The 25,879-nt window shown below is 54.4% G+C and carries 30 protein-coding genes; 11 read left to right on the top strand and 19 right to left on the bottom strand.

The features are described from left to right. Positions 1-131: 131 nt before the first annotated feature. A complete protein-coding gene (locus HS105_10415; protein MBE7517006.1) occupies positions 132-554 on the top strand; it encodes a group III truncated hemoglobin in 423 nt (140 codons plus the stop codon). A gap of 22 nt (positions 555-576) precedes the next feature. On the opposite strand, the gene HS105_10410 is transcribed toward HS105_10415, so the two are convergent. From HS105_10410 to HS105_10400, 3 genes are all read right to left on the bottom strand, one after another. Further along, positions 577-1,446, bottom strand: a complete 870-nt coding sequence (locus HS105_10410) for a UbiA family prenyltransferase (GenBank protein MBE7517005.1) — start codon at positions 1,444-1,446, stop codon at positions 577-579. A gap of 66 nt (positions 1,447-1,512) precedes the next feature. After that, complete coding sequence (locus HS105_10405) at positions 1,513-3,762, bottom strand: S8 family serine peptidase (GenBank protein MBE7517004.1); 2,250 nt, start codon at positions 3,760-3,762, stop codon at positions 1,513-1,515. 135 nt (positions 3,763-3,897) lie between these two features. Beyond that, entirely contained in the window at positions 3,898-5,118 is a 1,221-nt protein-coding gene (locus HS105_10400; protein MBE7517003.1) for a hypothetical protein, read from the bottom strand. A 274-nt stretch (positions 5,119-5,392) separates the two neighbouring features. On the opposite strand from HS105_10400, the gene HS105_10395 reads away from it, so the two are divergent. Together HS105_10395 and wecB are read left to right on the top strand one after the other, a co-directional pair. Further along, positions 5,393-6,730, top strand: a complete 1,338-nt coding sequence (locus HS105_10395) for a nucleotide sugar dehydrogenase (protein MBE7517002.1) — start codon at positions 5,393-5,395, stop codon at positions 6,728-6,730. 148 nt (positions 6,731-6,878) lie between these two features. Next, complete coding sequence (gene wecB / locus HS105_10390; protein ID MBE7517001.1) at positions 6,879-7,970, top strand: UDP-N-acetylglucosamine 2-epimerase (non-hydrolyzing); 1,092 nt, start codon at positions 6,879-6,881, stop codon at positions 7,968-7,970. 3 nt (positions 7,971-7,973) lie between these two features. On the opposite strand, the gene HS105_10385 is transcribed toward wecB, so the two are convergent. The 5 genes from HS105_10385 to HS105_10365 all read right to left on the bottom strand — a co-directional run bounded on the left by HS105_10385 (position 7,974) and on the right by HS105_10365 (position 12,063). Further along, a complete protein-coding gene (locus HS105_10385) occupies positions 7,974-9,227 on the bottom strand; it encodes an exonuclease SbcCD subunit D (GenBank protein ID MBE7517000.1) in 1,254 nt (417 codons plus the stop codon). A 41-nt stretch (positions 9,228-9,268) separates the two neighbouring features. Then, positions 9,269-10,117 (bottom strand): 3'(2'),5'-bisphosphate nucleotidase CysQ, encoded by an 849-nt coding sequence (locus tag HS105_10380; protein ID MBE7516999.1) that lies wholly within the window; start codon positions 10,115-10,117, stop codon positions 9,269-9,271. A 41-nt stretch (positions 10,118-10,158) separates the two neighbouring features. Beyond that, positions 10,159-10,395 carry a hypothetical protein gene (locus HS105_10375; GenBank protein ID MBE7516998.1) on the bottom strand — a complete coding sequence of 79 codons (237 nt, stop codon included), beginning with the start codon at positions 10,393-10,395 and terminating at the stop codon, positions 10,159-10,161. After that, positions 10,395-11,576 carry a trypsin-like peptidase domain-containing protein gene (locus tag HS105_10370; protein ID MBE7516997.1) on the bottom strand — a complete coding sequence of 394 codons (1,182 nt, stop codon included), beginning with the start codon at positions 11,574-11,576 and terminating at the stop codon, positions 10,395-10,397. The genes HS105_10375 and HS105_10370 overlap by 1 nt, the downstream gene beginning before the upstream one ends. A gap of 121 nt (positions 11,577-11,697) precedes the next feature. Continuing rightward, a complete protein-coding gene (locus tag HS105_10365; protein ID MBE7516996.1) occupies positions 11,698-12,063 on the bottom strand; it encodes a hypothetical protein in 366 nt (121 codons plus the stop codon). 293 nt (positions 12,064-12,356) lie between these two features. Between HS105_10365 and HS105_10360 the strand changes: the two genes are divergently transcribed. Continuing rightward, positions 12,357-13,094 carry a hypothetical protein gene (locus tag HS105_10360; GenBank protein ID MBE7516995.1) on the top strand — a complete coding sequence of 246 codons (738 nt, stop codon included), beginning with the start codon at positions 12,357-12,359 and terminating at the stop codon, positions 13,092-13,094. A gap of 51 nt (positions 13,095-13,145) precedes the next feature. Here HS105_10360 and HS105_10355 read toward each other — a convergent pair whose 3' ends face one another. Genes HS105_10355 through HS105_10345 form a run of 3 tightly spaced genes read right to left on the bottom strand, consistent with a single transcriptional unit; the run spans position 13,146 to position 15,856 of the window. After that, positions 13,146-13,607 carry a PIN domain-containing protein gene (locus HS105_10355; protein ID MBE7516994.1) on the bottom strand — a complete coding sequence of 154 codons (462 nt, stop codon included), beginning with the start codon at positions 13,605-13,607 and terminating at the stop codon, positions 13,146-13,148. Then, positions 13,604-15,163, bottom strand: coding sequence for an aspartyl protease family protein (locus HS105_10350; GenBank protein MBE7516993.1), 1,560 nt, complete (start codon positions 15,161-15,163; stop codon positions 13,604-13,606). Before HS105_10350 ends, HS105_10355 begins: the two co-directional genes overlap by 4 nt. Positions 15,164-15,190: 27 nt before the next feature. Then, positions 15,191-15,856 carry an N-glycosylase/DNA lyase gene (locus tag HS105_10345; protein ID MBE7516992.1) on the bottom strand — a complete coding sequence of 222 codons (666 nt, stop codon included), beginning with the start codon at positions 15,854-15,856 and terminating at the stop codon, positions 15,191-15,193. A 209-nt stretch (positions 15,857-16,065) separates the two neighbouring features. Between HS105_10345 and HS105_10340 the strand changes: the two genes are divergently transcribed. Then, on the top strand, positions 16,066-16,473 hold the full coding sequence (locus HS105_10340) for a hypothetical protein (protein MBE7516991.1): 408 nt from the start codon (positions 16,066-16,068) through the stop codon (positions 16,471-16,473). On the opposite strand, the gene HS105_10335 is transcribed toward HS105_10340, so the two are convergent. Beyond that, a complete protein-coding gene (locus HS105_10335) occupies positions 16,378-16,980 on the bottom strand; it encodes a hypothetical protein (GenBank protein MBE7516990.1) in 603 nt (200 codons plus the stop codon). The genes HS105_10340 and HS105_10335 overlap by 96 nt on opposite strands. 52 nt (positions 16,981-17,032) lie before the next feature. Between HS105_10335 and bcp the strand changes: the two genes are divergently transcribed. Continuing rightward, on the top strand, positions 17,033-17,491 hold the full coding sequence (gene bcp, locus HS105_10330; GenBank protein MBE7516989.1) for a thioredoxin-dependent thiol peroxidase: 459 nt from the start codon (positions 17,033-17,035) through the stop codon (positions 17,489-17,491). A gap of 7 nt (positions 17,492-17,498) precedes the next feature. Beyond that, complete coding sequence (locus HS105_10325; protein MBE7516988.1) at positions 17,499-17,789, top strand: rhodanese-like domain-containing protein; 291 nt, start codon at positions 17,499-17,501, stop codon at positions 17,787-17,789. Positions 17,790-17,923: 134 nt separating this feature from the next. On the opposite strand, the gene HS105_10320 is transcribed toward HS105_10325, so the two are convergent. After that, a complete protein-coding gene (locus tag HS105_10320) occupies positions 17,924-18,886 on the bottom strand; it encodes a hypothetical protein (protein MBE7516987.1) in 963 nt (320 codons plus the stop codon). 109 nt (positions 18,887-18,995) lie between these two features. Between HS105_10320 and HS105_10315 the strand changes: the two genes are divergently transcribed. After that, positions 18,996-20,852 (top strand): hypothetical protein, encoded by a 1,857-nt coding sequence (locus tag HS105_10315; protein MBE7516986.1) that lies wholly within the window; start codon positions 18,996-18,998, stop codon positions 20,850-20,852. A 13-nt stretch (positions 20,853-20,865) separates the two neighbouring features. After that, on the top strand, positions 20,866-21,444 hold the full coding sequence (locus HS105_10310; GenBank protein MBE7516985.1) for a bifunctional (p)ppGpp synthetase/guanosine-3',5'-bis(diphosphate) 3'-pyrophosphohydrolase: 579 nt from the start codon (positions 20,866-20,868) through the stop codon (positions 21,442-21,444). Here the strand turns inward: HS105_10310 and HS105_10305 are convergent. The 6 genes from HS105_10305 to HS105_10280 form a co-directional block, all read right to left on the bottom strand. After that, positions 21,402-21,839: a molybdenum cofactor biosynthesis protein MoaE gene (locus HS105_10305; GenBank protein ID MBE7516984.1), complete on the bottom strand. Its 438-nt coding sequence runs from the start codon at positions 21,837-21,839 to the stop codon at positions 21,402-21,404. The two genes, HS105_10310 and HS105_10305, sit on opposite strands and share 43 nt — an antisense overlap. A gap of 5 nt (positions 21,840-21,844) precedes the next feature. Continuing rightward, positions 21,845-22,084, bottom strand: a complete 240-nt coding sequence (locus HS105_10300; protein ID MBE7516983.1) for a MoaD/ThiS family protein — start codon at positions 22,082-22,084, stop codon at positions 21,845-21,847. 66 nt (positions 22,085-22,150) lie between these two features. Further along, positions 22,151-22,369, bottom strand: a complete 219-nt coding sequence (locus HS105_10295) for a type II toxin-antitoxin system HicB family antitoxin (GenBank protein ID MBE7516982.1) — start codon at positions 22,367-22,369, stop codon at positions 22,151-22,153. Between the two features lie 51 nt (positions 22,370-22,420). Beyond that, positions 22,421-23,191 (bottom strand): thiazole synthase, encoded by a 771-nt coding sequence (locus HS105_10290; GenBank protein MBE7516981.1) that lies wholly within the window; start codon positions 23,189-23,191, stop codon positions 22,421-22,423. A gap of 79 nt (positions 23,192-23,270) precedes the next feature. Then, positions 23,271-23,480, bottom strand: a complete 210-nt coding sequence (gene thiS / locus HS105_10285; protein ID MBE7516980.1) for a sulfur carrier protein ThiS — start codon at positions 23,478-23,480, stop codon at positions 23,271-23,273. Positions 23,481-23,540: 60 nt separating this feature from the next. Further along, the gene (locus tag HS105_10280; protein MBE7516979.1) at positions 23,541-24,455 is read right to left on the bottom strand and encodes a hypothetical protein; all 915 of its coding nucleotides are present in this window, start codon (positions 24,453-24,455) and stop codon (positions 23,541-23,543) included. 259 nt (positions 24,456-24,714) lie between these two features. On the opposite strand from HS105_10280, the gene HS105_10275 reads away from it, so the two are divergent. Further along, positions 24,715-25,203: an NADH-quinone oxidoreductase subunit A gene (locus HS105_10275; GenBank protein MBE7516978.1), complete on the top strand. Its 489-nt coding sequence runs from the start codon at positions 24,715-24,717 to the stop codon at positions 25,201-25,203. A gap of 22 nt (positions 25,204-25,225) precedes the next feature. Beyond that, positions 25,226-25,873: an NADH-quinone oxidoreductase subunit B gene (locus HS105_10270; protein ID MBE7516977.1), complete on the top strand. Its 648-nt coding sequence runs from the start codon at positions 25,226-25,228 to the stop codon at positions 25,871-25,873. Positions 25,874-25,879 lie beyond the last annotated feature (6 nt).

Here is a 25,879-nt window from a genome sequence, read left to right as displayed (position 1 = left end):
ATCCTGCCGCCGCATTCCTGCGTCTGCGGATGACCTTTTGCGGGTCAATGGTTATCATTGAAACAGACACGTTGTGCGGGCTGCACGGGCAAACGCGAGCAGTTCGTTAGGGTGTTTTTGTTTATCGATCAATGAAACAGGATATTTTGAACAGGGAAGATATCGATCTGCTCATGCGGGAGTTCTACTCGCGCGCCATGAGCGACGAAATGATCGGTTATCTGTTCACAGAGGTTGCAATGCTCGATCTTGAGCATCACCTTCCGGTGATCGGAGATTTCTGGGAGACGCTTCTTTTCGGGACAAGGGCGTATCAGAAATACGGCCGAAGCCCTCTTTACGTCCATAAACTGCTGGATGATAAAGAGCCGCTGACGGCAGAGCATTTCAAGCGGTGGGTCGCCATTTTTGATGAGTGTGTTGATAAGTACTTCGACGGCGAAAATGCCGGATCTATAAAGAGACGAGCACGGGCGATCGCTGCGCGGATGTCGTATTTCCTAAATCCTGACGACGAATTGAGGCTCGAAATGGCAGCCTCGATGGCATTTTAGCCAATGAACCGCCGCTGCTTACTCAGTGCGTCAGGAATACCGCTCCGCCAAATGTTACGAGCAAGATCACGCTGACAAAAGCATTCGTTGTAAAGAATGCCGCGTTCATACGCGAAAGATCGTTCGGCTTAACGAGCGAATGCTGATACGCAAACAGGATAGCGATCCCGACAACGCCGATCAGCGACACCCACGACATTCCGGTTATCAGCCACAGCAAGCAAAGCACGATGAACGCCTGGAAGTGAAACATACGGGCGATCCAAAGGGCGTGGCGAATGCCGAACCTCGCCGGGATCGAACGAAGGCCTGCTTTGCGGTCATAGTCATGATCTTGGCACGCATAAAGTACGTCAAATCCGGCGGCCCATATCATTACGAATACCGAAAGTAAGATCGGCACGGCATCGTCGAGTGTGCCGCGTACGGCGATCCATGCGGCTGAGGGTGAGATCGCGAGTGCCGCTCCGAGCAGAAGATGTGCGAGTTCGGTAAAGCGCTTTGCATAGGAGTAGCCGAGGATGAAAAGCAATGCTACCGGCGAGAGCATGAACGTCAGCCGATTCAGCATAAATGCAGAGGTCAAAAAGAGAAGCAGGGCAGCAGCGAAGAATGTCCACGCAAATCCGACCGTGAGCTTGCCTGATGGCAGTTCGCGCGATGCGGTACGCGGATTTTTCGCGTCGATAGTACGGTCAATTATGCGATTAAAGGTCATCGCCGCCGAACGTGCTCCGACCATCGCGGCAGTTATCCATGCGAACTGCCAAAACGTAGGCAGGCCTTCTGCGGCGAGTACCATGCCGAGGAATGCAAAAGGAAGTGCGAACAGCGTGTGCTCGAATTTGATCATTTCGAGCGTTGTTCGACATTTAGCGATAAACGAAGGCATCACAAAATATAACGGCCGCAAAGACACGCCGGTCTTTGCGGCCGATCAAAGGTCTAAGTCAGCAAGCTAACGGACGTACGCATTCGGCAGCGGCTTATCACCCGAGGTGCCGAAGGCCTGAATGAGCGTTCCGCCGGTTGACCTGTTGACGTACCACGTTGAGTTCGACGGCCTGAATACAGCTCCATCCGTTTTACCGTCGCCGTCGTAATCACCCGGAACCGGCAGGTCGCCATTCGCGCCGAAAGGGAACGCATAATAGCTGAGATCCTCGCTTCGCAGCACATACCAAGTGCCGTTTGACGGACGCCATACCGCAAAGTCAGCTTTGCCGTCGCCCGAATAGTCGCCGGGCACCGCCTTGTCCGTCGAAATGCCGAACTGGGCCGCGAAGACGGTCGCGTTGGTGCTGCGGCGAACCCACCACTCGGCTCCGTTCGTGCCGTTCGGCCTGAATATCGCGATATCGGACTTGCCGTCACCGTCAAAATCACCGACAAGCGGCTTATCCGTTGAAACGCCGAAATTCACAATATCCGTTCCGCCGCTCGAACGGTTGATATACCAAGTTCCTGTCGAAGGACGGAAAACAGCCGTGTCGGCTTTATTATCGCCGTCAAAGTCACCGGGAGCGGGAATGTCGCCCGAGGCGCCGAAAGGCGCCGCATAGTACGAGAAATTCTCGCTTCGAAGCACGTACCAAGTGCCGTTCGACGGACGCCATACGGCGATGTCGGTTTTGCCGTCGCCTGTGTGATCAGCCGGTACGATCACGTCCGAAGAACTGCCGAATGTTGCCGCACCGGTAGTCGAGTTCGTGGAACGCTGCCACCACCATTCACTTACGGACGGCCTGAAGATCGCCAGGTCGGTGCGCGAATCGCCGTCAAAGTCGAACGGGGCTTTCTTGCTGAGTGCGTTCAGAGCGGCATATACATTGATACGCGGTTTTGTGATGCCGTTCCTCGTATCCAGGATCGGCTGCCCTGTGGCTGTCAGGGCATTCAGGATCAGATCGACCGAGGCAGACGGCTTCTTCTGTCGAAGGACGGCAAATGCCGCCGCAACGTGAGGAGCCGCCATCGATGTGCCGGAATAATTCTGATAGGTTGTGGTCGAACCGTTTGTCGTGGCAACCGACGACAATATCCATCGGCCCGGTGCAAGCAGATTCAAAAAGGAGGCACTGTTCGAAAAGCTTGAGACCACGTCAAGTCCGACGCCCGAGCTTCCGTCATCGGTCGAACCAACGCTTACCGCCGAGGATATGCATCCGGGAGCTCCCATCGAATTCGTGTAACCGCTGTTGCCGGAAGAAATAGCTGAGGCGATCTTGACCGATCGAAGGTTGTCGATGGCGGCTTTTCGTGCCGCTTCAGTGCTGTCACAATTTGAAAAATACTGTCCGCCGCCAAGACTCATATTCACCGAGGCGATATTGTATGTGCCGCTCAAGGCAAGAACGCGTTCAAGGCCCTTGATCTGATCGGAGTTATAAGAACGGGCGCAAGGTGCGGTCGCAGTGCCGCAATCTGTTTGCGAGGTGAACTTTGAGAATACTTGGATCGCGATAATATTTGCGCCTTTAGCGATACCGTTAAAACTTGATCCGACACCCGCGATTATCCCTGCGACATGAGTTCCGTGCGGGCAGCCGCTGACAGCCGCATCGCAGTTAACGCCTGAACCGACGGCGGTCGAATCAGTAACGCCGCCGGGGCAGACGCTTATTGCGGCGCTGTTATTTGTTGAATAACACGCTTCGGAAATGACCTTGCCGGTAAGGAAGTTGTGTGTTTTCATAACACCGGTATCCAGCACGGCCACCGCATAACCGCTGCCTGTGAAGCCTGCGGCCCACGCGGCGGGAGCTGAGACGATCGGGCCGCTTTCGGCCAATGTTGCGTCTTCGATCTTGTCCTCTTCGATGCTTGCTATGCTGTCATCCGACGCAAGATCGCGGAGGCTGTCCCCGTCGAGATACGCCGTGAAGAACGGAATATAATCAAATAGATAAAGGTTCTTATCCGAGCGAAGAGACGTATTCTTGTTCAGGAAGGCATTTTGTACACGCCTGACCGCCAGATGTTCCTGTTCGAGCCTCGCACCTTTGAGTTCACCGGGCGGCAGCGGATCCATTTTTAGTCCGATGATCACGCGTACGCTACCGGCCGCGGCCTTTTCTATAAGCCGCTCGAAGGCCGCCTTTTTCTGCATTTCGGCAGTAACCGGTGCCAGTTGAGCGAAGGCCGCCAAAGTTAAACCTGCGATCGCGAGCGTTGCTGCAAATAATCGTTGAACTCCTAAGCGTTTCATTTGGAATGCCTCCGTTGAAATAAATTAACCGACCACAAATAGTACTTTTTGCAAGCTGACATTATGACAAACAAATGCCGAAGTGTAAATATTCTTTTTTTTGGCCTGCAGATGGTATTTCCGGACATAAAGCCGTCATCGCCTGCCGGAACGCGCTGTAACCAGCCTTGTCGCGTGCCGCCGAACGGCTTCGGGGACGTTGCGGTCTTTTGTAAGGCCCATCAGGTCGCGGAGCTGCAGTTTATTCATTATCGTCATCGTATTGGCGAGCGGCGTACGCGGGTTCTTTACCAGATTAAGACCGATCGTGTAGCTGCGTGACCATTGTCGGTTCATCGCGATCTGGCGAAGGATATCCTCTGAGATCGAACGCATCGTGGCGATCATTTCGATCTCCTGCTCGGTGATCTTAGGATTGTTCACCACTGCCGATGAAACCAGCTTGTTCGGGTCGCGTATAAGAATATTGCGTGCCTCACGGTCGCCTTTCATACCAAGTTTGACGCGGTCCTTAACACCCATCTTCATGACCCTGTTGATCATCGAGATGCGTTCACTCGAGACCTCGTCATCTTCGGCTGCGATCTCGCCAAGTATCTTTTCAAGCGTCGCCTGTCGCTGATCCTCGGTCTCTTCGTAGATCTCTTCGATGAACTCAAGCCCGAGCCATGAATCGTCGGTTTCGCGGTCAAGCACCTCGATATGGCCCGCGAGGAATATCGCGTCATCCAGCGAGAGGCCAGACGCCTCCATGTGTTCGGCGAATTCCGATCGCTCGATGAATTCCGCCGCCGCTTCTTTTCCTTGAGCACGAAGCTCCTCGGCGATCTGCTGTGCTCCGCGTTCCTTCTCAAAGAACTCGCTCCGTATCTCGCTCGCACGGCGGTCGGCCTCGGCGGTTCGGTGCGGGTTCGACAGAAGCGCCTCGATGACGTCCGGATTCCGAATGAGCAGCTGCTGATTGAGTGCGAGAAATTCGAGCAGCGGACCGTCCTGTGCCGTGCGTGCGAATTTTACGATCGTCTCGACAGGCGTGTTGGCGTTCGCGAGTACGGCCTCGACCAAGGCCGTTGGCTGGCCAAGCGTGTCTGCGTAATAGTTCAAAACTGAAGGCGAGATCGTGGAGGAGGCAAGCTCAGCGGTCAGCGACGCAACATCCTGTTGGCCGAGGGTCGAGATGGCGTTTATGCGGAGTTCTTCATCCGGACTTGCGGCAAGATGTACAAGGATCTCGAGCAGATCTTGCTGCGGCAGCGGCAGTATGCCTTTCGAAGCAGCGACCATTGCGGGGCGAGGTGCTCCGCCGCCTAGAACTGCACGAACAACGGGATTACTTGAACCGCTCTCAGGGGTCATAATTGATCAGCGTCGATCTTTCTAATCAAAAAGTTCTCGTGTGTTCGGCGCCGAAGTTGTCGCCGTTCGGCGTCGTATGTTCAGTTGTTGTGAGGCGCGTTAGGTATCTCACGTGAATTAGCGTTATTTTATATTGATGCAGGGTCCCAAATCAACGCCTTGCAAATGCTCGGTTTGGACAGATATTGACCGCGAACATTAATTCTAATAGTATTACGCAGGGTGCTACGCCCATAATTTAGACCCTAAATTTCCCATTTCGGAACGATCATTTATGATAAAGGAAGCTCTGCTCTCAAGCATCAACAGTAAAGATGCGCGTGTCGGCGTTATTGGTCTCGGCTATGTGGGTTTACCGCTTATTGTCGAATTCGCTTTGAAAGGATTCGATTCTGTCGGCTTCGAGGTCGATGAGGCAAAGGCCGCCGCTATCAATGAAGGACGCTCGTACATTGTTGACGTCAGCTCGGAAACGGTCGCGCGGTGCATCAGCTCGGGCAAGCTAAAGGCAACGACCGATTTCAGCCTGTTGGCCGAGTGTGACGCGATCATTATCTGCGTCCCAACGCCGCTGCGAAAGACGAAAGACCCTGATATGTCGTTCATTTTGACGGCGGGCGGCGAAGTGCAGAAATATATGCGCACCGGCCAGCTGGTCATCCTTGAATCCACGACGTATCCCGGTACGACCGATGAGGTCCTGTTGCCGATGTTCGAGGAGAAGGGCTTCAAGGTCGACAAAGATTTTCTTCTTGCGTTCTCTCCCGAACGTGTCGATCCCGGCAATCCGCAATTCCAGACGCACAACATTCCCAAGGTCGTCGGCGGTGTCAGCCAAGATTCCACGGAAGCCGCCGCGTTCCTTTATCGTCAGATCGTCGAGAACGTGCATGCTGTCTCGTCGGCTCGAGTGGCTGAGGCGGCAAAACTTTGGGAGAACACCTTCCGGGCGATAAATATCGGGATGGCCAACGAGATGGCAAAGCTCTGCAACGCGCTCGGGATCGATACATGGGAGGTTGTGCGTGCGGCGGCGACAAAGCCCTTCGGTTTTATGCCGTTCTTTCCGGGACCGGGGATCGGCGGGCACTGCATCCCGCTCGATCCGCACTACCTTTCGTGGAAGGCACGCCAGCATGGGTTTGATTCACAGTTCATTTCACTTGCCGAGCAGATAAATTCGACAATGCCGAATTACGTTGTCGAGCTAGTTTCGACCGCACTTAATGAAAGTAAAAAGGCTGTCAACGGCTCAAAGATATTGATCCTCGGCGTCGCGTATAAGAAGGATATTGACGATATGCGCGAGTCGCCTGCGTTATCGATCATTGATCTGCTTCGCTCTGACGGCGCCGATGTTGTGTATCACGATCCGTTCGTGCCGGAGGTTACGTTCGATCACGCCTACACGATCGGTGACGGCGAACCGCTTCATAACCGGGAACTTTCTGACGAGCTCCTCTCTGAAGCGGATTGCGTGATAATTTGCACCGAGCATTCAACGGTTGATTACGGCCGTGTCTGCGATCTGGCTTCGCTTGTGGTCGATACACGAAATGCCCTGACGAGCGACGTGCGCGGTTCCTGTAAGGCGAGGGTCGTTCGTTTGTGAATTATCCGCGGTGCAGGCGGCGGGAACTGTTCTATAATGGTGAAGTTTTTACGCGGCGGGCAGCGGCTCAAAATTAGCGGTCGATCTTGGCGGCGAGAGCGTCATCTGCCGCGGATGCACGAATAGGAAACACAAAGCTACAAAAAAATTGATCAAAGTTCTACTCATCGCCGGTGCGCGGCCGAATTTTATGAAGATCGCCCCGATCTACGCCGAAATGAAGCGGCGCGGCGGTGAGTTTGACGTAAAGATCGTACACACGGGCCAACATTACGACGCAGCGATGTCGGATTCGTTCTTTACCGACCTCGGGATGCCGCGGCCTGATGTTTATCTCGGTGTCGGCTCCGGTTCGCATGCGGTTCAGACCGCAAAGATAATGACCGAGTTCGAGCCGGTAGTGGCCGAGGAAAAGCCTTCTTGGGTTGTCGTCGTCGGTGATGTGAACTCGACGATCGCTTGCGCACTGGTCTCTGCAAAGCTCGGCATAAAGGTCGCTCATGTCGAGGCCGGCTTGCGTTCACGCGACCGCACAATGCCAGAGGAGATCAACCGGATTTTGACTGATTCGATCTCTGACCTGCTGCTCACGACCTCACAGGATGCCGATGAGAATCTTAAGAATGAAGGCATTCCCGCTGAAAAGATCCGCTTCGTGGGCAACGTGATGATCGACTCGCTGCTTGCTCATCTCAAGTTGTCGGAACGCTCAACAATACGTGCGGATCTCGGCGTCGAAGGACGGGAATACGGCGTTATAACGCTTCATCGCCCGTCAAATGTTGATTCTGCCGAGACTTTTCTTCCGCTAATTGATGCACTGACAGACGTTGCGAATGACCTGCCGCTCATTTTTCCGGCTCATCCGCGAACCAGAGCGAGGATCGACGAGTTCGGTGTCGGTGCAAGCATCGAACGTTCAGGGATCAAGCTTATCGAGCCGCTCGGTTATCTCGATTTTATGCGTCTTTACAGCGGAGCACGGCTTGTGCTGACCGATTCCGGCGGTTTGCAGGAGGAAACGACCGCACTCGGTATAGCGTGCCTTACGCTGCGTGAGAATACCGAGCGTCCTGTAACCATCGAGCTTGGTACGAACGTCCTTGTCGGCACGGATCCTGATAAGATCCGTTCCGCGGCGGCGGAATCATTGGCGGCCTCGGGCCGCAAGGCGAGTATCCCGCCGCTGTGGGACGGCCATGCTGCCGCACGGATCTGCGATGAACTGCTCCGCGCATAGCTCTTATTTCGGTACTATTATCTGGCTGATGAATTCGGCGATCTTCTCGGCAGGCTCATCGCTAAGGGCCATTCGCTTTGCCCCGATAACTGCGTCGGCTACGGCTTCTGCCCTGGCACGATACCGATTGTCGTGCAGGACAAGGCCGTCGATAACGCGCCGCTCGAGATGCTCGCGTGCCGGATCATCGCCGTCATCCGCCAAATCCTTGAATTCGACGGGGATCGTGTGATTCTTTATTCGAACGTGGAGCGCGTTGGTCATAGCTTTTATGTCGTCGCGCAGCCTTGACATATCGATCGTTGAATTAGGAAACCCGAGGCGCCCGCGCAGTGATATTTCAATGATCGGCTGCGGTTTGCCCGGGACCGCACTCAGCGCGTCGCGTCTTACCAGCTCAAGGACGCCGTCGGCCACATCCGCACCCGTCTCGCACGCATCGACCGCAAAGATAAGCTGCTGGAACGGTCTGTGAACATAATCCGATACGTGATGAGCCGTCACGTGGTTATCTGCATCTACATCGACAATGAATGCACCTCGCGTTTCGCGGTGCTCGGAGATGTTCGTTATCTCGATCGAGCCGGGATTGAATGCCCAATTGTCGATCTCGTAGTGCTTGTGCGTGTGGCCCAGCGCGACGTATTCGACGGCGGTTTTCAGTTGGTTAAGGGCATCCGCCGAAAGGGCCGGAATAGGATGTACTTGATGGCCCTCTACATCAGTATGCAGAAGCAAAATGTGGAATGCCCCTTCGCGTCGCGTTTGCTTGATCGCACGCGTGAGCATCGGAATGGCGACGTTGCCCATCGTTCCGTACCAATCCGAGCCGAATATCCTTGCCCGCCCGACGTCAATATAGCCGCCTTGCCTTAGCTGTTCGTCCCACGGCTCATAGATCATTTCATCGCCTGTGCTTTTCGGTTCGAGCAGCTTCAGCAGTCCCCATTTTGAAAGCGAGCGAAGCCAACTGAACTTGCTGTCGAGGTATTTCTGATCGTGGTTGCCCTCGACCGCTATTACCGGAATTCCGGCATCGCGGAGCATCGTGAGTCCTTCGACGGCATGATCCATGGCTTCGGGCGGAACCGAACGCTTGTGAAAGAAATCGCCTGCGATGACGACGAGATCGACCTTTTCCTCGATGCCGTATCGCTTGAGGACATCGACCCACGCATCGAAGAAATCGCGCGGGCTTTCAGCCAGCTGATACCGCGTGCAGCCTAGATGCACATCAGCGATATGGAGGAACTTCATAGGTGCATCTTAACACAGCCGGACAATGGCCTGCTCCGATCTTATTCAACTCGCTCGCGGCCGAATTCCCGAAGCAGCGGCTGAAGTTCACGAACGATCAATTCGTGAGAGCGTCCGTTCGTGGCAAGAATGCCGTTGTGATTTTGAACGTCTTTACGATCGTAGCGGATACGTTCGCCAAATAGGTCGGTTAGTCGGCCGCCTGCCTCGGTCAGAATGATCTGCGGGGCACATGTATCCCAGAATTTAGTACGACGCCCCGGATTGATGTAGATGTCGCATTTTGCCGATGCGATCAGCCCGGTCTTTAGGCCGACCGAGCCTCGCCTAACGATCGTCGCGATGCCGAAATGATCGACGATACGGTCAAGGCGTTTGCCGTAATGATGCCGCGAGGCAACCATCGCCATCCGAGACCGTTCGGCTTCGGGCGAGGTCATCATGACCGCGGGCGACGATCCTTTTACGGAACGGAACGCTCCGCACCCTTTCACTGCCCACTGTACCTCGTTGTAAAAGGGAATTGCGACAACGCCCAGTACCGGCTCGCCGCCGATCGCAAGCCCAATTTGGACAGCAAAATCACCGTCTTTTGCCACAAAACCGGCCGTGCCGTCGATCGGATCGATCATCCAGCAGCGGCTCTTTTTCAGGCGTGCGGTGGTCTCATCGGTCTCTTCCTCGGAAAGTACGGCGTCATCGGGGAAAACGGATGCAATGCCGTTGACGACGATGCGGCTTGCCTCGCGGTCAGCATCGGTAACGGGTTCGTAGTGGTCGTCAATTCCGAGTTTTTCTTCGGCAACAATATCTTTTGCGTAATATTCGAGAATGGCTTCTGAGGCTTGTTTTGCGAGGCTTAAGGCCAGATCGAGTTCGTTTTCGAGCATCTGTCTGACCGATTATACGTCATGGGCCGGCGATCGGAAAATCACGACCTATTGACTCGTTCCGTAACGCCGCATCGCGGACAGATCAGCGTTTCACGCTCCGGGTCAAGCCATTTGGCGAGGCCAACGGATGAAAGCTTAAAGATCTTTGTCTCCATTTCGCCTTCGCGGTAAAAGCGGGAATGGGCCGTAGGATCGTCCTCTGCGGCAAGCTCACGCGCACAATGACGGCACGTCCAGCCCGTGCCGTCATTGTAGAAATCAGCCAATTCGATCATTATTCTTCAGCTCGGCGTGCCGGCTGTTTCGAGCTGCCGGCGGAGAGCTTAACCGGAACCGTCACGCGTTGGCCGCCGCGAAAGACCTCGACATTTACCGTATCGCCGATCTGTTTTTTATCGAGATATCGGTACAGGTCGTCCACGGAATTCATCGCCTCGCCGTCAACTGACACGATGATATCGCCCCAAGCGACGCCGCCGTCAGCCGACTGGGTAAGGCCGCGAAGCCCGGCCGTCGAGCCGTCAACACGCTGAACTATGAGGCCCGATTCGATAGGCACACGATATCCTCGCCCCGAGACCTCAGCAACGCTAATAAGCGAAGCCCCTAACTTTGGCCGGCGAACCTCACCATATTGCAGCAGCTGCGGAATAACCCGCTTTGCGGTGCCGATCGGGATGGCGAAGCCGACGCCCACCGAACCGCCTGCCGGCGAGAGTATCTGCGAGTTGATCCCGATCATCCGTCCGAATTTATCGAGCAGCGGGCCGCCCGAATTACCGGGATTGATCGACGCATCTGTTTGTATCGCAGCGTCTATGGGGCGTCCGTTACGCGCGCGGATCGGACGCTGAAGGCCCGAAATAACACCTGTGGTCAATGTTCGGTCAAGTCCGAAAGGGTTTCCGATGGCAAGTACCTTTTGGCCGACAGCGAGCGTGTCCGATTCGCCGAACGGTACGACCGTTAAGTTCGGCGGAGGATTATCGATACGGATAACAGCGAGGTCAGTATCGGGATCGCCGCCGATCACTCTGGCGGGGTAGGTCTTATCGCCGCCAAAGCTGACACTGAGCTTCTGTGCGCCTTCGATAACGTGATAATTGGTCAGGATATCGCCGTTCTGATCGATGACCGAACCCGAGCCGTTACCTTTGCCTTCCTGAACATCGCCCCAGAAATCCTGGCTGTAAGTGGTTGTATTGATAAATGCGACTCCCGGAGCGATAGCGCGATAGACCTCAATATTATTTTGCTCGTCGGTAACCTTTGAAGGGTCAGAAATGGTTGGCGGCGGAGTTGACTCCGCAAGCGTGGCATCGGCCCCGTGTTTGTCGAGGACGGCGCGGCCGTAATTATAAATAAGAGCTGTCGCCCCGACGGTGATCAACGCCGACGACAGCGCAAGCAGTATCAACTGCTTGCCTGACAATTGGTAAACTGATCTTTTCGACATAAATGCACTTCCTCACAGCTATGAGCAATAGCAGAGACTTTGATGCACGCCTGCGAGCGCGCGGTTGTGCTTTAGGATACGATGCCGAGATGTTTCGAGTTTCGGATATCTTGACCCGCACTCAGGCGAAAATTGAGACGACATCGGCATGAAATCTGCCCATGTTCTCGATAAATGCGTTGGAGACATAACCGAATGCCGCAAGTCCGGTGAATGCGTGAACTGCCATGAGGCCGATATAGACGGCAAGAGCCACTGCAAGGCAGTAGCGTGCCAGCGGACGGTTGCCCCAGCGCATCAATACGATGGCAGCAACGGCGCCGATCGCGATCTTAACGGCCAGGAACGGAGCGTTGCCGATATCAAGCAGTGCGGCCATCAGCTGATTGCTTTCGGTCGCCACGCCGCTTCTTACCCAAACGATTGTCAGCAAAGCGTCGAGGAGATTTAATCCAAACAAGAGAATGGTCGGCATGGTCAACGGCATTGTCTTCTTCACCCCGTGCAAAATATTGTTAAACCTCAGCTCTAAACTGACTGACCCCCGGCATATGGCCGAGGGTCATCGAGTCTTTAGGTTGTGAACTATCTCTAACGCTTTGAGTACAGTTCTAATGCACCGATATTTCAGAAAAATGCAGAACTTTTTATTTTGGACGGAGAAAGTGGTAGATTTTTCTTACATCGGCGGTTGAAAGGCAACCGTTGCGGTCAGTTAACATTCTAAACGTGGCGGAGATGCGAGCCGCCATTGAGGTCGATCGAGATAAGAGGTTGATAATGAAGATATTCAATAAAATTCACATCGTTGCGGCGTTGGCCGCACTGGTTCTGACGGTTGGTTCCGGCAGCGTGTCGGCGCAAAAGCGAAGGCCGGTTCTAAAGAAAAAAGTTGTTACCAAAAAGAAGGTCATAACCCCAAAGGCGACGATCCCGCTTTATACGGTCGAGGCCGGCACGATCATACGTTCACGGCTGAATCAAACACTTACGTCCAAGACAGCGACCGTGGGCACAAAATTCACGGCAACGGTAACTGAGCCTGTTTATTCCTCGACGGGTGTCGTCGTTATCCCGACGGGCAGCACGCTGAACGGCAATGTTGATGCCGTTCAGAAGGCAAGCAAAAAAGGCCAGCCGGGGGCGTTGTCGGTCAGTTTTGTTTCCGTTCGGCTGCCCAACGGTTCTGTTCGGGCGATCAACGGCCAGCTTACCGACCTCGACACCAAGACGGCAAAGAGTGATAACGAAGGGACCGCGTCCGGCGATAAGATGGCTCACCGGAAACTGATCTGGTACGGCGGCGGCGCTGCGGGCGGCGCCATTATCGGTGCGGCTATCGGCGGCGGCAAGGGAGCTCTCATCGGCGGCCTGCTTGGCGCCGGTGGCGGATTTCTTGGCGAGCGCTACACAAAGGGCGAAGAGGCAACCGTAAAATCGGGTACCGAGTTCGGCGTTTACCTTAACCAGAAAGTTACCCTGCCGCGCTTTGTCGAGTCTCCTGATGTCAGGCCTTAGCTGTTCGGAAATCTTTGAGAAATGGGCCGCCGTATCGTACGGCGGCTTTTTTTATACGGCGTGTGCAAGCATATCGGGAGTTACGATATTCGGCGTAAAAAAGCCCGCTGCTGTGTTGAACATCCGCAGTCGTGCGGTCTTGCGGACGTTGGCGATATGGCCAAAATTCCAGGTAACCAAATAGTCGATGTTGTGGAAAGCCGCCAACGCTACATGAACTGCGTCGCCGATATACTTGCGCTGATAGATGCCTCGTTCGATGTATGCCTCGGCGAGGATCGCGACCTCGTCGGTCATCTCAAGGGCTGGTAGTTTGGCGTTCAAGTTCAAATACGAGAGTCGATACGGCTCAGCTACGCGCTCAAGCTCACGTTCGACGAGCACAGACGAATAGGCCGCGTATTCCGACAGTTCGTGCTCCCACCAGCGTATCGTGAGATCGCGCCGAAAGGTATCCTCATTATCGAGGTATGCACCGATAACGCTTGTTTCGAGATAAAGACTGATCTTCATTGTGGTCCAGCCGGAGAGATCGGGTCAAAGAACACTTTTGAATTCTTAAAATCGAATGTAACCGCGTAGTTCCTGAGAAAGTTTCCGCCTAGGATGCCGGACTGTTCAAAGCCCGACGTTTCATTTATCACGCCCAGATCGAGTGCGACGGCCTCAACTCCATCGCGTGAATAACTGCCGAAAGAGACCTTCGGCAGAACGTACATCGAAGCATTCTCAGTTACACCCGCCGACCCGATGATCCGCAATTTGCCGGGTACGAGGTACCCTTTGATCGATTCAAGATTCCCGACACCGGCTGATATTACCGTAAGGCTGGCTCCGGTATCAACGATAAAATTCAACGGAGCCTCAACGTCCTTAAGCAAGACCTCACCGCTCAGAAAGCCGCTCGACGTAAGCCTGAGTGGCAGCGACACGGTATTATTTTCTTCCGATGGTTGCTCGTCCGCATCCGGCTGTCGTGTGATCGAAAAGGTCTGTCGTCCGTAATCGATCTTTGTAATAAAACGCGATATCAGCGAAAGCCCGATATAGCCGTCGATCCGTTCGTTTTGATCGTGAAACTTGCGGATATAGATCGGAATGTTCTTGATCTTCACGTCGCCGATCTCGATGCTGTTCAAGTAGCCGTAAACGATCTCAAATTTGCCGTTGCCGCCGATGCCTCGGCCAAAGCCGCCGCGTGTTACAGGGCGTATCTTCAGCCGCGCGGCGGCTTTTTCCGACATTACAGAAATTCCCGAACCGGTATCAAGTACGAAGTTGAGAGCCTCGCTTTTACCGTTAACCTTGAGCTGAATGACCGGCCGGTTGTTGACCAGATCGAATCGCACAACGGTTGAATCCTTGTGGGCGGAGGTATAGATTCCCGCCTTGTCTCCGAGAAAACGGAGAAATTCGATCAGGCCTTTGATGCGGTCGCGGCGTTCTTTATCGGTATCCTTTGAGATGCTCAGGAATTTGTAGTAGCTGTCGGCGGCACCGCGATAATCCTCAGCACGAACGCAAGCCTGCGCAAGGGCCAGAAGATGATCGGGTTCAAAAGGGTCTTGAAAAACGGCTTCTTTCAGCCCGAGGATGCCGCGGTCGATCTTATTCTCGTAAAAGTCCAAGCGGCCGAGTGTCGCCCATGCGAGATCATCCGAACGGTCGATCGCCAAAGCGTTCTCAAGCACGGCACGCGTGTCGCCAAATCGGCCTGATGCAAGGAGAATGTAGCCCAGTACCGAAAATGCACGCGCGTTCTGCGGTTCGGCCTTCGCTACGCTTAGCACGAGGTCGTATGCCTCGCCGATCTTTCGCTGTTTGGCAAGAATGTATGCCAGTTCGACCTTTGCCGCAGAAGTTTCCGGAGAGCCGGCGACCGCCCGCCTCATCAGCGTTTCAGCTTCATCAACGAGGCCCGCTCTGGTCAGTTTCCCTGCCTGTTTTAGGGAGTGCTTTATATCGGTATCAGTCTGCGCAGCAGCGTCGGGCGTAAGTACGCATAAGACCAGCAGAGCGGTCAAAAATACCGCTTTTACGCCAAATAAGCTTTTGTTACGGCACCTCATAAGCTTGCCGACAGCCTGCCCCGACGATCACTTCAAGATCTTTCCCGTCCTCATCGACCAGAGTACAAGGTCCAACTCATCGAGGTCGATCTTTAACGAAATGGCAAAGTCGCGGAGTCTGTTCTCAATGCTTAGATACTTCGAACGGTTATTTGGTGGCTTTGGGGCCTCAATTATCTTCAATTCAGAAAGACTGTTCAAAATATGTTTGTCCAGTATCGCATAGCCGCGAAAGCCGATGTTTCTAAGATAATGGCTTGCTTCCTTGTAGCCGAGGCCCTTGATGCCTTTCTCATTTACGAGCCAATCCCTACGCTCTATGTCAGATGCAAAGCTGTTGAGCCTTTTACGGAGCTTCATATTGCAGTCGGCGGTGAGGAATTCACGCGAAGCGACGATATACCGCGAACGGGCATTCGGATATCTGTGGACGCCTGAAAGAGCCGCTGCTAATTGCTCTTGCGTTCCGGACATCAGCAGGTGCCTGACGGCTTCGAGCGCACGGATGCCCATTGCGGCTGAGCAGCCGCCCGTGAAGAAGCAAAAGACCATCTCAGCCCATAGATCGTGGTCTGTGCCCGATCTGCCGATCACGGCGAACTCATCAAGCCGTCGGCATATCTCCTCTCGCCGTTCGGCGTGGATACGTTTTATCTGTTGCCGCGTCATCGGCGGTGCGGTATCGGTGCTCACAGGTGAAATTGATTGTACGGTTACGATCATTTCAACGTCAACGATGATATGACGGCCCGGTTGTTCGCAGTTTCTGTTGACACGGCAAGGCGGCTTACATTACCTTTATCGCGAGAAATATTGCGTAGGCTAAATTGGAGGTACGTTGTTGCCGGCAACTTTGTCCCGTTGCGGATACAAAGATGCGATGCAGCTTCAAAGTTAGGGAAATGATGAGGATCGTTCTTGGCATTATCATTGGATTTGTCGTGTGGAGCATCGTATGGGTCGGCAGCGAAAGTACGCTTGCGAGCATTTCGCCGGACTGGCTCGGACTCTATTCGCAGGGAGTTGAGCGTGCGATATTCAACAAGGAACCGTTCGAATACGACAATGCCATTGCCGCGATCAACCTCCTGCGTAGCGTCATAACTTCGATCATCGCCGGTTATATGTGCGCGTTGGCGGCGGGCGAGTATCGGCGTTCGACGACGGCACTCGGCTTGTTGCTGATCGTGGTAGGTATCATCGTCGAGGCCTACTTATGGGCGTACGCTCCGGTTTGGTATCACATCGGCTTCATTCTGCTGCTGCTGCCCGCTGTCGTTCTCGGAGGCCGGCTGCGGCGTTCGAGCTAATATTGCGATCGGTATCGGCTCGGGCAGCCAAGTGCGCCCATAAACGCTTTCGTTGAGCTGCACTACCTTTTGTTCGGCGGTCTCAAGCAGTTCGTCGGGCGGAAGGTCCTCGGCGGATGAATAACACGCGTGGGCAATGCACGGCAGCGGTTTTGCTTTGCTGTGAACAAGACAGCCGATGCCCGGCTCGAACAGCGGGCACGCGTAGGTCATTTCATCAGGTTCGTTCGCGGCAGACAGAGTGTAACGCTCCGCCGCATCTTTCGCCCGATTCAACACTCTTCGTTTGATTTTTTCGGGCAGGTTTGATATCGAGTCTGTTATCGCATCAGCTTCGAGGTGGCTGACACGGACATTTACAAAATGAGCGTCGAGGCAGCACGCCCCCGGCGTTGTGCAAAGAGCACAATCAGCGGCGCGCCGCTCAAATTCCGAGATCTGAGCCTGAAACTTCTTGCGGACCCCTTCCAATTCTGCTAACGCTTTTTGCCTGCTCTGATACTTCACGATCGGCGTGATACAATTTGCTTTTGGTATTATAGCCAACTCAGTGAGGCATATGTTAAAAGAAGGCGACAAGGCTCCGGCTTTCACAGCGAAGGATCAGGACGGCAGGACGGTCAAACTCTCTGATTTCAAAGGGAAACGGCTGGCACTGTATTTTTACCCGAAGGATGACACGCCGGGCTGCACAAAGGAAGCTTGCTCATTTCGCGATGCCGACAGCCTATACCGCTCAAAGGGAATTACGGTGCTTGGCGTTTCGGTTGACGATGAGGCTTCGCATAAGAAGTTCATCTCTAAATTCCAATTGCCGTTCGATCTGCTTGCGGATACGGATCATAAGATAGTCGAGGCGTACGGTGTGTGGGGCGAGAAGTCGATGTACGGACGAAAGTATATGGGCACATTTCGCAAGACGTTTCTCATCGACGATGGTAAGATCGTAAAGATCTTCGAAAAGGTCGATGTGGCAAAACACGCCGACGAAGTGCTGGCGGCATTTGGAGAGAAATAGATTTAAGATGCGTGTTCTCTTGTACTTACTAATTTCGTCATTATTCTTGGCGGCATGCGGAACGGGGGCGATCGACCCCTATCACAAATTCAGCAGTGATTCCGAGGTGCCGCGCATTTCGATCGAAGATGCGAAGAAGGATCTCGACGCGGGAACGGCGGTGATGGTCGATAGCCGTGACGAAGCGGCATTCAACGCGGAGCACATCGCAGGCGCTGTCAACGTCCCGCTCGGCTCATCCGCGACGACCTTTGAAAAAGTTTCGAAGGGCAAGAAGATCATCGTCTATTGTTCCTGACCGAACGAGCATACGAGCGCCAGTTTGGCGTTCCAAATGAACCTTCAAAAGATCCCCGGTGTTTATGCTCTCCTCGGCGGAACCCAAGCCTGGAAACGGGCAGGTTATCCGATGGAAAAAACTCAGTAGTATCGTTAATTTGCCAACGATGAGCGGAAAAAGTCGATCACGCGCTGATGATAGGCGTCCGATTGTTCTATCGAGGCATCGATGATGCTGAAACCGGACGGGCTGAGGTCCGTCTTAACGTCGATCTTGTTGTTGTCAGGAAAGCACTTAGCGAGTTTCGCCGTCGATTCTTGATATCCCGCACTGTCAACGCCCGCTAACAATAAGACCTTCCTGTCAGAGATATTTCGGGCAGTGTCGCAGGTCGAGTTGCGGCTATAACAGCCGTCATAAAAGTAGATGTGCGTCCCGATCTTTGCGAGGCCGGCGGTGATGAAATTTGCGAACGGGTATTTACGGCGGATGATGCCATCCAATAGCTGATCGGAATTCTCCGGTACAGAATCGAGGACGAGAGCTTTTACGCTCGGATCTTTTGCCGCAGCGAACAGCGCGGTCAATGCACCCAACTCAACTCCGTACACGCCGATGTCTTTGCCGATCAGTGCGATCTGATCGGGCGTTCTGAGTCCCCGAAGGAACTCGATGGCCGAAAGCGCGTCCTCAGTATCACATCCGCCGAATGAGGTGCCTTTCTTCTGCAATTGGTCGCCGTGTGAGCGAAGGTCGGGCATCAGTATCGTAAAGTCCGTCGCTTCGCTCAGCTTGACGCCGAGATTCAGCACGTGTGATCTGTTGACTTCGTATCTGTGATACAGAATGACCGCCGGTGCATTGGGAGCGCCGCGAAGCAGCCAGCCACTCAGTGTCGTGCCATCGTGCGCGGGCCATGTTTCATCAGTGATCTGCGCGGCACGCGAGCTGATGCGGCCGAATTTCTCGGGCGTAATGAGGTAAGAGCTCGGCTTCGGGTGAGCGGCTGTATAAACGAGCCAAACCGAACCGGCGAGTACGGCGGCGATAAAAAGAACGATCGCCGGAACAAATAAGCGGGCTAAACTGCGGACAAGACGTGATGAAGCGGCCATAGCAAAAGAGGTTTGGGCTAAAGAGGCCAAGAGGCGAAACCGGAGAGGCTTTCGATAAAGCCACGTTCGATGTTACCATAAAAGCCTTGGTTTACGTAAGGTTTTTTTGATGTACCGACCGCTAACTATCTGCCTGATCCTGCTGCTGATCGCCGCCGCTTCTGCCCAGTTGAACGCGCAGAACGGCAATGTTATTCCGCCGATCCCTTCGACACAGATATTTCCGCTCGCGGACGTGAAGGCAGGCCTTAAGGGTACTGCCCGAACGGTGTTTCAGGGTGACCGGCCCGAGGAGTTCGGCGTTGACATCCTCGGCATCATTCCCGGTTCGGTCGGGCCGCATCAGGATATGATAATTGGCCGGCTGAGCGGTGCTAATGCGCTGCGGACACAAGTGTTTGCCGGAATGTCAGGCTCGCCCGTTTATATTGATGGAAAGCTTGTAGGAGCGATCGCCTACAGCTTTGCATACGCGAAGGAGCCGATCTGCGGCATCACGCCTATCGAACAGATGCTGTCGGTATTTCACGGCCCCGCCGAGCGGTCATCGGGTAAGGCACATTCTGTAACACTCAGCACTTCATCGCTCTTAGCCGAGAATTGGAGGCCGCAACTGCCGCCCGCCGCGATCGGCCCTGTGGTTTCAAGCGTTTCACAAACTTCCGAGACCGCGAAGCTCGTCGGCGGGCGTTTTATGCCGATAGCGACACCGCTGATGTTCTCAGGTATCTCGCAGCAGATCTTGGACCGTTATGCGGGCCTTTTTGCCGATGCCGGCATAACAGCCGCCGCAGTTCCGGGAGGCGGTGCGGGCGTTGAACCGCTGAAAAAAGCGGATGCCGAGACACTTGTTGGCGGCCGTTCCGTCACTGCGCAGCTTGCACGAGGCGATATTTCGATAGCCGCGGCGGGAACGGTCACACTGCGCGACGGCGACCGTATCTATGCATTCGGCCATCCGTGGTTCAATCTTGGATCGACCAGGATGCCAATGAGCGAATCGAGCGTAGTGGTCGTCGTGCCGAGCCTCAATAATTCGTTCAAGATGTCAGTGCCGGGTGCGACGGTCGGTTCGCTGACACAAGATCGGGCTACAGGCGTTTTCGGAACGCTTGGCGTCGAACCGCGTATGCTGCCGATCGCGATCACGATGACCAACAGCCGCGGTGCAAAGACATCGGTCAACTTTGAGTCCGCGATAAATGAACTTCTGACGCCGCTCATAGTGAATCTCGGTATTCAAAACACGATAACCGCAGGCGAAAGGAATATTGGCGACACTACCATAGATGTTGCGGGCGAGATCAAGCTTCGCGGGCTTCCGAGCATCATCATCGACCGCCGCATGTCGGGATCGATCTCGCCCGCTCTTTCGGCCGCGGCCTTTGCCTTGCCGGTGTCGGTGCTGCTGAACGCTGACTATCCGAACACCCGCATTGACGCTGTCAAGATAGACATGAAGGTGAGCGAAGGCAGCCGTACGGCCGTACTCGAACGGGTAACGGTCGATCGTGAAAGGGTCCGGCCCGGCGAGAGCATCAATGTAACGGCATACTTACGCAGCGGCACTGGCTCACTCGTTGTTCAAGACCTGTCGGTGCCGATACCGGAAGATATACCTGCAGGGCCTATATCGCTGATGGTGGCTGACGGAGGCGCCGTTCAGGAAGCATCGCCTGTCAAACAGCTGACAGCAAAGAATGCCGCGGAATTAGTAACGATCTTGAATTCGGCAAAGCGCCCTGATCGTCTTTACGCGGTTCTGACCAGGAACACGCCGGGCTTCGTGGTCGGAGCGAGTGAGATGCCGAACCTTCCGCCGTCGATCCTTGCCACCATTGGCAGCCCGCGAGCCTCCGGCGGCCCGAAGGCCACAGCCTCGGCAACCGTGTGGGAGCAGCAATTTGCCGGAGGGCAGTATATTGTCTCAGGTTCGCAGACGATCGCCCTCGAGATCGTCCGCTAGGCCGAAATTGGTTATGAACAACTCAAAACGCATACTAGAGGCCGCTTCTTTCGCGGCCAAAAAACACACCGCTCAGCGTCGCAAAGGCCCCGATGGCGAGCCTTACATAAATCATCCGCTCGAAGTTGCTTCCTTTCTCGCAAATATCGCGGAGATCGATGATGAGGACATTTTGATCGCAGCCCTCCTGCACGATACGATCGAGGACTGCGGCGTCAAGGCTGAAGAGATCGCAGAGAATTTCGGGGACGCGGTCGCTTCGTATGTTTCGGAGGTTTCTGATGATAGGTCGCTTCCCAAAGCGCGGCGAAAAGAGCTTCAGATCGAAAAGGCTCCGAAGTTGTCACGCGGAGCAAAGCTTATCAAGCTCGCAGACAAGATAAGCAATATCAATGATGTCATCGGGTCGCCCGGCATCGGTTGGGACTTGGAACGGCGGCAGGCGTACGTTGTGTGGGCAATGAAAGTGGTGGCCGGTTTTCGCGGTGTAAATCCTGCATTGGAAAGGGCCTTTGATCGGATCGTGGAACGTGCTTCTGTCGAACTCGGTCAGGAATTTTCGCCCTCGGCCCAGGCGTCGCCGCCCGAGTAAACTTCCTTTTTCCAGATGGGAACGGTTCGCTTTAGTTCCTTTATCAGCCATTCGCAGGCGGCAAAGGCGTCTCTTCGGTGAGGTGCAGCGACCGAGATGACGACGCTCGTTTCGCCGATCTCAAGCCTTCCGGTGCGGTGCACGATCCCAATATTTGAAATTTCAAAGTTCGAATGAGCGGCGTCGATCAGCTTTCGCATCTCCTTGAGCGCCATCCCGTCGTACGCCTCGTACACAAGATATTCCGTTTCGCGAACCTCGCCCGTAGTTTTATCTTTTGTGAACCTGCGTGCGTAACCGTCGAGCGTGACGGTCGCACCGCATTCGGGCGGCACAACACGTCGCGCAACCGTGTTGACATCGATCGGCTCGGTTGTGAGTTCGCAGAAATCCATAGTCTTTAGCCGCCTGAAACCGCGGTGAAGATCGCGATCTCATCGCCATTCTTTACGGGCGAATCCGGCCGCGCATACTCTTGATCGATCGAGATATGAAGCTTTTGAGCGGCAAGGGGCGGAAATCGAGAGTAGAGTTCCGACAATACACTCTCAGCCGAGGCCCCTTCATTTATTTCCAACTCCTCAGAACGCTTGCCTGCGATGTCGGCGGTCGCTCCGAAGAATAACACATTGATCTTCATACATTCGCACACTCGCTATAGTTCGTATTCCCGCCTCGCCGAAGAATAAATTGTTGACCTTTGCGCTCAACTCTCGAACTCCATCGGAGTTATGTAGATCTCGGAGTTGAGACGGCTTGTTATCTCGGTCGGGTGAGCCGTTTCGAAGAAGAGCTCCACAGCCTCGCGCAAATTTCTGCGTGCCTCTTCGACGGTTTCGCCCTGGCTCGCAATGTCCAGTTCACTGCAGAGTGCCACGTACGAGTCTTCTTCACGCCAGATCGTAGCAGGCAAAGTCCTGTGCATTATCAGAGATCGCCCAATTCGATAACATCATACCGCCAAGGCCGCTCGTGTTCATTTTATCGCACCTTGGATCGGGCTAGAAGCCGATGCGTATAGGCGTTTCGGCATACGGCCGGCGAGATAGGCGAGGCGTCCTGCCTCGACGCCAAGCTTCATAGCCGTTGCCATCGCCGCGGGATCGGCTGCCTCAGCGATCGCTGTGTTCATCAAGATCGCGTCGGCACCGAGTTCCATGGCGATCGCGGCATCCGAAGGTACTCCGACGCCGGCATCGACGATGATCGTCGCGTCCGGAAGCTGCTCTCGCATTATGCGCAGATTCGCGGGATTCTGAACACCCATTCCTGATCCGATCGGTGCAGCGAGCGGCATAATTGCGGCACAGCCCGCATCGAGCATCTTCTTCGCCGTTATCAGGTCGTCAGTGATATACGGAAGCAGTATAAAGCCCTCATTTGCAAGGACTTTGGCAGCAGCAAGAGTTTGCTCGTTATCAGGGAAGAGCGTGACGGGATCACCGATGACCTCGAGTTTTAACCAATCCGTCTCTAAGGCTTCGCGTGCAAGCCTCGCGGTACGTATCGCGTGATCGGCGTCGTAACATCCCGCGGTATTGGGCAGGATGCGCATCTTCGGATCGAGGTGATCGAGAAACGACTCGGATGAGCCGTCAAGCGGAACGCGATTCACTGCGACGGTTACCATCTCAGCCCCGGAGGCCTCGTGTGCCGCTTTCATTTCGTCATACGAGCGGTATTTGCCCGTGCCGATTATCAAGCGTGAGCCAAGATCTGTTCCTGCTAACGAGAATTTTTCTGTCATAGACAGCAGGTTAACATACCGACGCGGCTAAAAATAGGGAACCGTGACGGGTACGGCTGATCACGCTCAGCGAAAGTACTCAACCTCCGCCGACAAAGTGGACTATCTCGATCTTGTCGCCGTCATTAACGGGTGTTATATCCCAATCGGCGCGACGAATGACGCTGCCGTTCAACTCGACCGCGATACGCCGAGCCGAAAGCCCGAGCTCTTGAACGAGGTCTGTGATGCCGCGGCCGATCTCTGCCGTGATCTCTTTTTTTTCTCCGTTGAGTATGATCCTGCGCATAAAAAAGAGGCATCAAAGCCTCTACGATTGTCCGTCTTGTCTGTCTAAAATTCAACCGTCTCATGCCGGCGAGACGATCTTTCGCAGTTCTGCCTCTTCGCCGTCAACCATAGCTCGAATAAGCAATGCGGCACGGCCCGCACTGAACCGCGGCAACTGGAGATGGACGGTCGCCAATCCGTTAGCATCGGTCTTTGCGTGAAAGATGACGGGCCGGAAACTTGATCCTAGAACCTTTATCATCACTTGAGCATCAGAAATGACCTTTCGGCCTGTTCCGCGGCAGACCATTACAGAAATGCTGCGTTTTTCCCCGCCGACAAATTTCGCATTGCCTAGCAGTTCGATGCCGAGCTTCTGATTTGCAGGCCTGTCAAAACCCGAAAGTTCGCTCACCACTGATACGGCTTCCGGTTCGAGCACGAACTCTTCTTCAATTATCTGGACATCCTCGATGACCGGGCCATCAGCGAAAGGGTCGTCTGGAGGGCTGACGACGCTTTTCGGCATTTCCGGCGGATCATTTGGAATAACGGAAATAACGCGCTTCGTCTCAATACGGCCGATCGTTATCGGGCCGGTGCCCCTCGTCGCACTGCTTGTCGGGCCGAATGTCTGCGGGCGCGGCAGCGGCAGGTGTTCTGCGGGCGGCTCGATCGGTTTGTCGGCGGCTTCATTTCGAGCGGGCGCGGTGTATTTGGCGGTTTTTGGTGTTGCGTTTTTCAGTTCGTCGATGCGTCCGGCCTTGATCGCCGCACAGATAAGCCTGTGCTGGCGTGTCAGCCGCTCCGAAAGCTTATCCTTATCGACGTCCGTGCCGACGATATCGGTGTAACTGGTGCGGCGGCTGGCGATGATGGTGCCTTTATTATAGACGAGAGACACGATCAGTGCCGAAGACAACCCTTTGTCCTCGGTCTGAACATGATATACGACGCCGTCGTGTTTAATATCTGTGTTAAAACCAGCTATCACAATAGGTTACGCAAAAATGGGAGGCTTAGGAAAGGGACGCAGCCACACGATGCGCCACATCAAAAATAACATATCGAATTCACGAGGGTCAACGAATAAATCATCCGCTTGTTAGGGGTTGCTCGGGTATCGGCGGCATCCTTGACACTAACTGGTCGTTAAACTACGATTTAGTTTGAGTAAAATTCCCCAATTGACCTTGGTTAAATGATCTTCATTTCGGGCCGTATGTGCTTAAACGGAGCAGGGAAATAGGCGTATGTCGCAGTTCAACATAGTAGATTATGTGCCGATAGCGGTCATGTTCTTGGTTGCGGCCGGGTTTGCGGTGAGCCAATTATTCGTCACTCAGTTGATGGGTCCGCGAAAGCGCACCGCCGTCAAGCTTATGCCGTATGAATGCGGCAAAGACCCGATCGGCTCGGCGCGTGACAGGTTCTCGATCAAATTTTATTCGGTTGCCGTTATATTCCTGCTATTCGATATTGAGGTCCTTTTTATGATCCCGTTCGCAGTGGCGTTCAAGAGCCTGCTTGCGGAGCAGCGTCTGCTCGGCATCGCCTTCGGGACGATCGCGTTTATCGAGATATTGGTTTTCATTGCAACTCTGATCGCGGGTTACATCTACGTTTGGAAGAAAGGCGTCTTTGATTGGGGTATGCAGGCTCGGGCCGAAGTTCGCGAGGAAGCACGGCTTGCGGCAAAGCGGCGTCGCGAAACGGCTGAACAGAGGAGATTGGCGGCTTAGCAGATCCGGCTTGAAATAACGTATGGGCCTTGAAAATACATTATTTGACGCTCTTCCCGAAGTCCTTACGGTAAGGCTTGATGCGATCATAAACTGGGCACGCAAGAACAGTATTTGGCCAGCGACCTTCGGACTTGCCTGCTGTGCGATCGAGATGATGTGCACGGTCTCATCACGGCAGGATCTGTCGCGGTTCGGAGCAGAGACATTCCGCGCAAGCCCTCGTCAGGCCGATGTGATGATAGTCTCAGGCCGCGTTTCGCGAAAAATGGCGCCCGTTCTCAGGCGTATTTACGATCAAATGCCTGAGCCGAAATGGGTTATTTCGATGGGTGCCTGTGCGACCTCCGGCGGGGTCTTTGACAATTACGCCATCGTCCAGGGCGTTGACAAGATCGTGCCGGTTGACGTTTACATACCGGGCTGCCCTCCGCGTCCTGAAATGCTCGTGCATGCGATCACTATGCTGCAGGACAAGATAATGAAAGAATCGGTCAGGGATCGCCGCGATACGTTCGAAGTCGAATCTCGCGAGTCCGTCGTGCCGGGCACGCTTCCTGTTACCGAAAATACGATGCTTGAGCGCGAAACGCTTGCCGAGGTCGAGGAAGGAAAAGCAGAACCGCCGTACTCGGTTCCTTCGCTTCACGAACGGAGGAAAAGCTCGTAAAAAGGG

The organism is Chloracidobacterium sp. (genome assembly GCA_015075585.1).
Classification (GTDB): domain Bacteria; phylum Acidobacteriota; class Blastocatellia; order Pyrinomonadales; family Pyrinomonadaceae; genus OLB17.
This window is presented reverse-complemented; position numbering and strand designations above follow the sequence as displayed.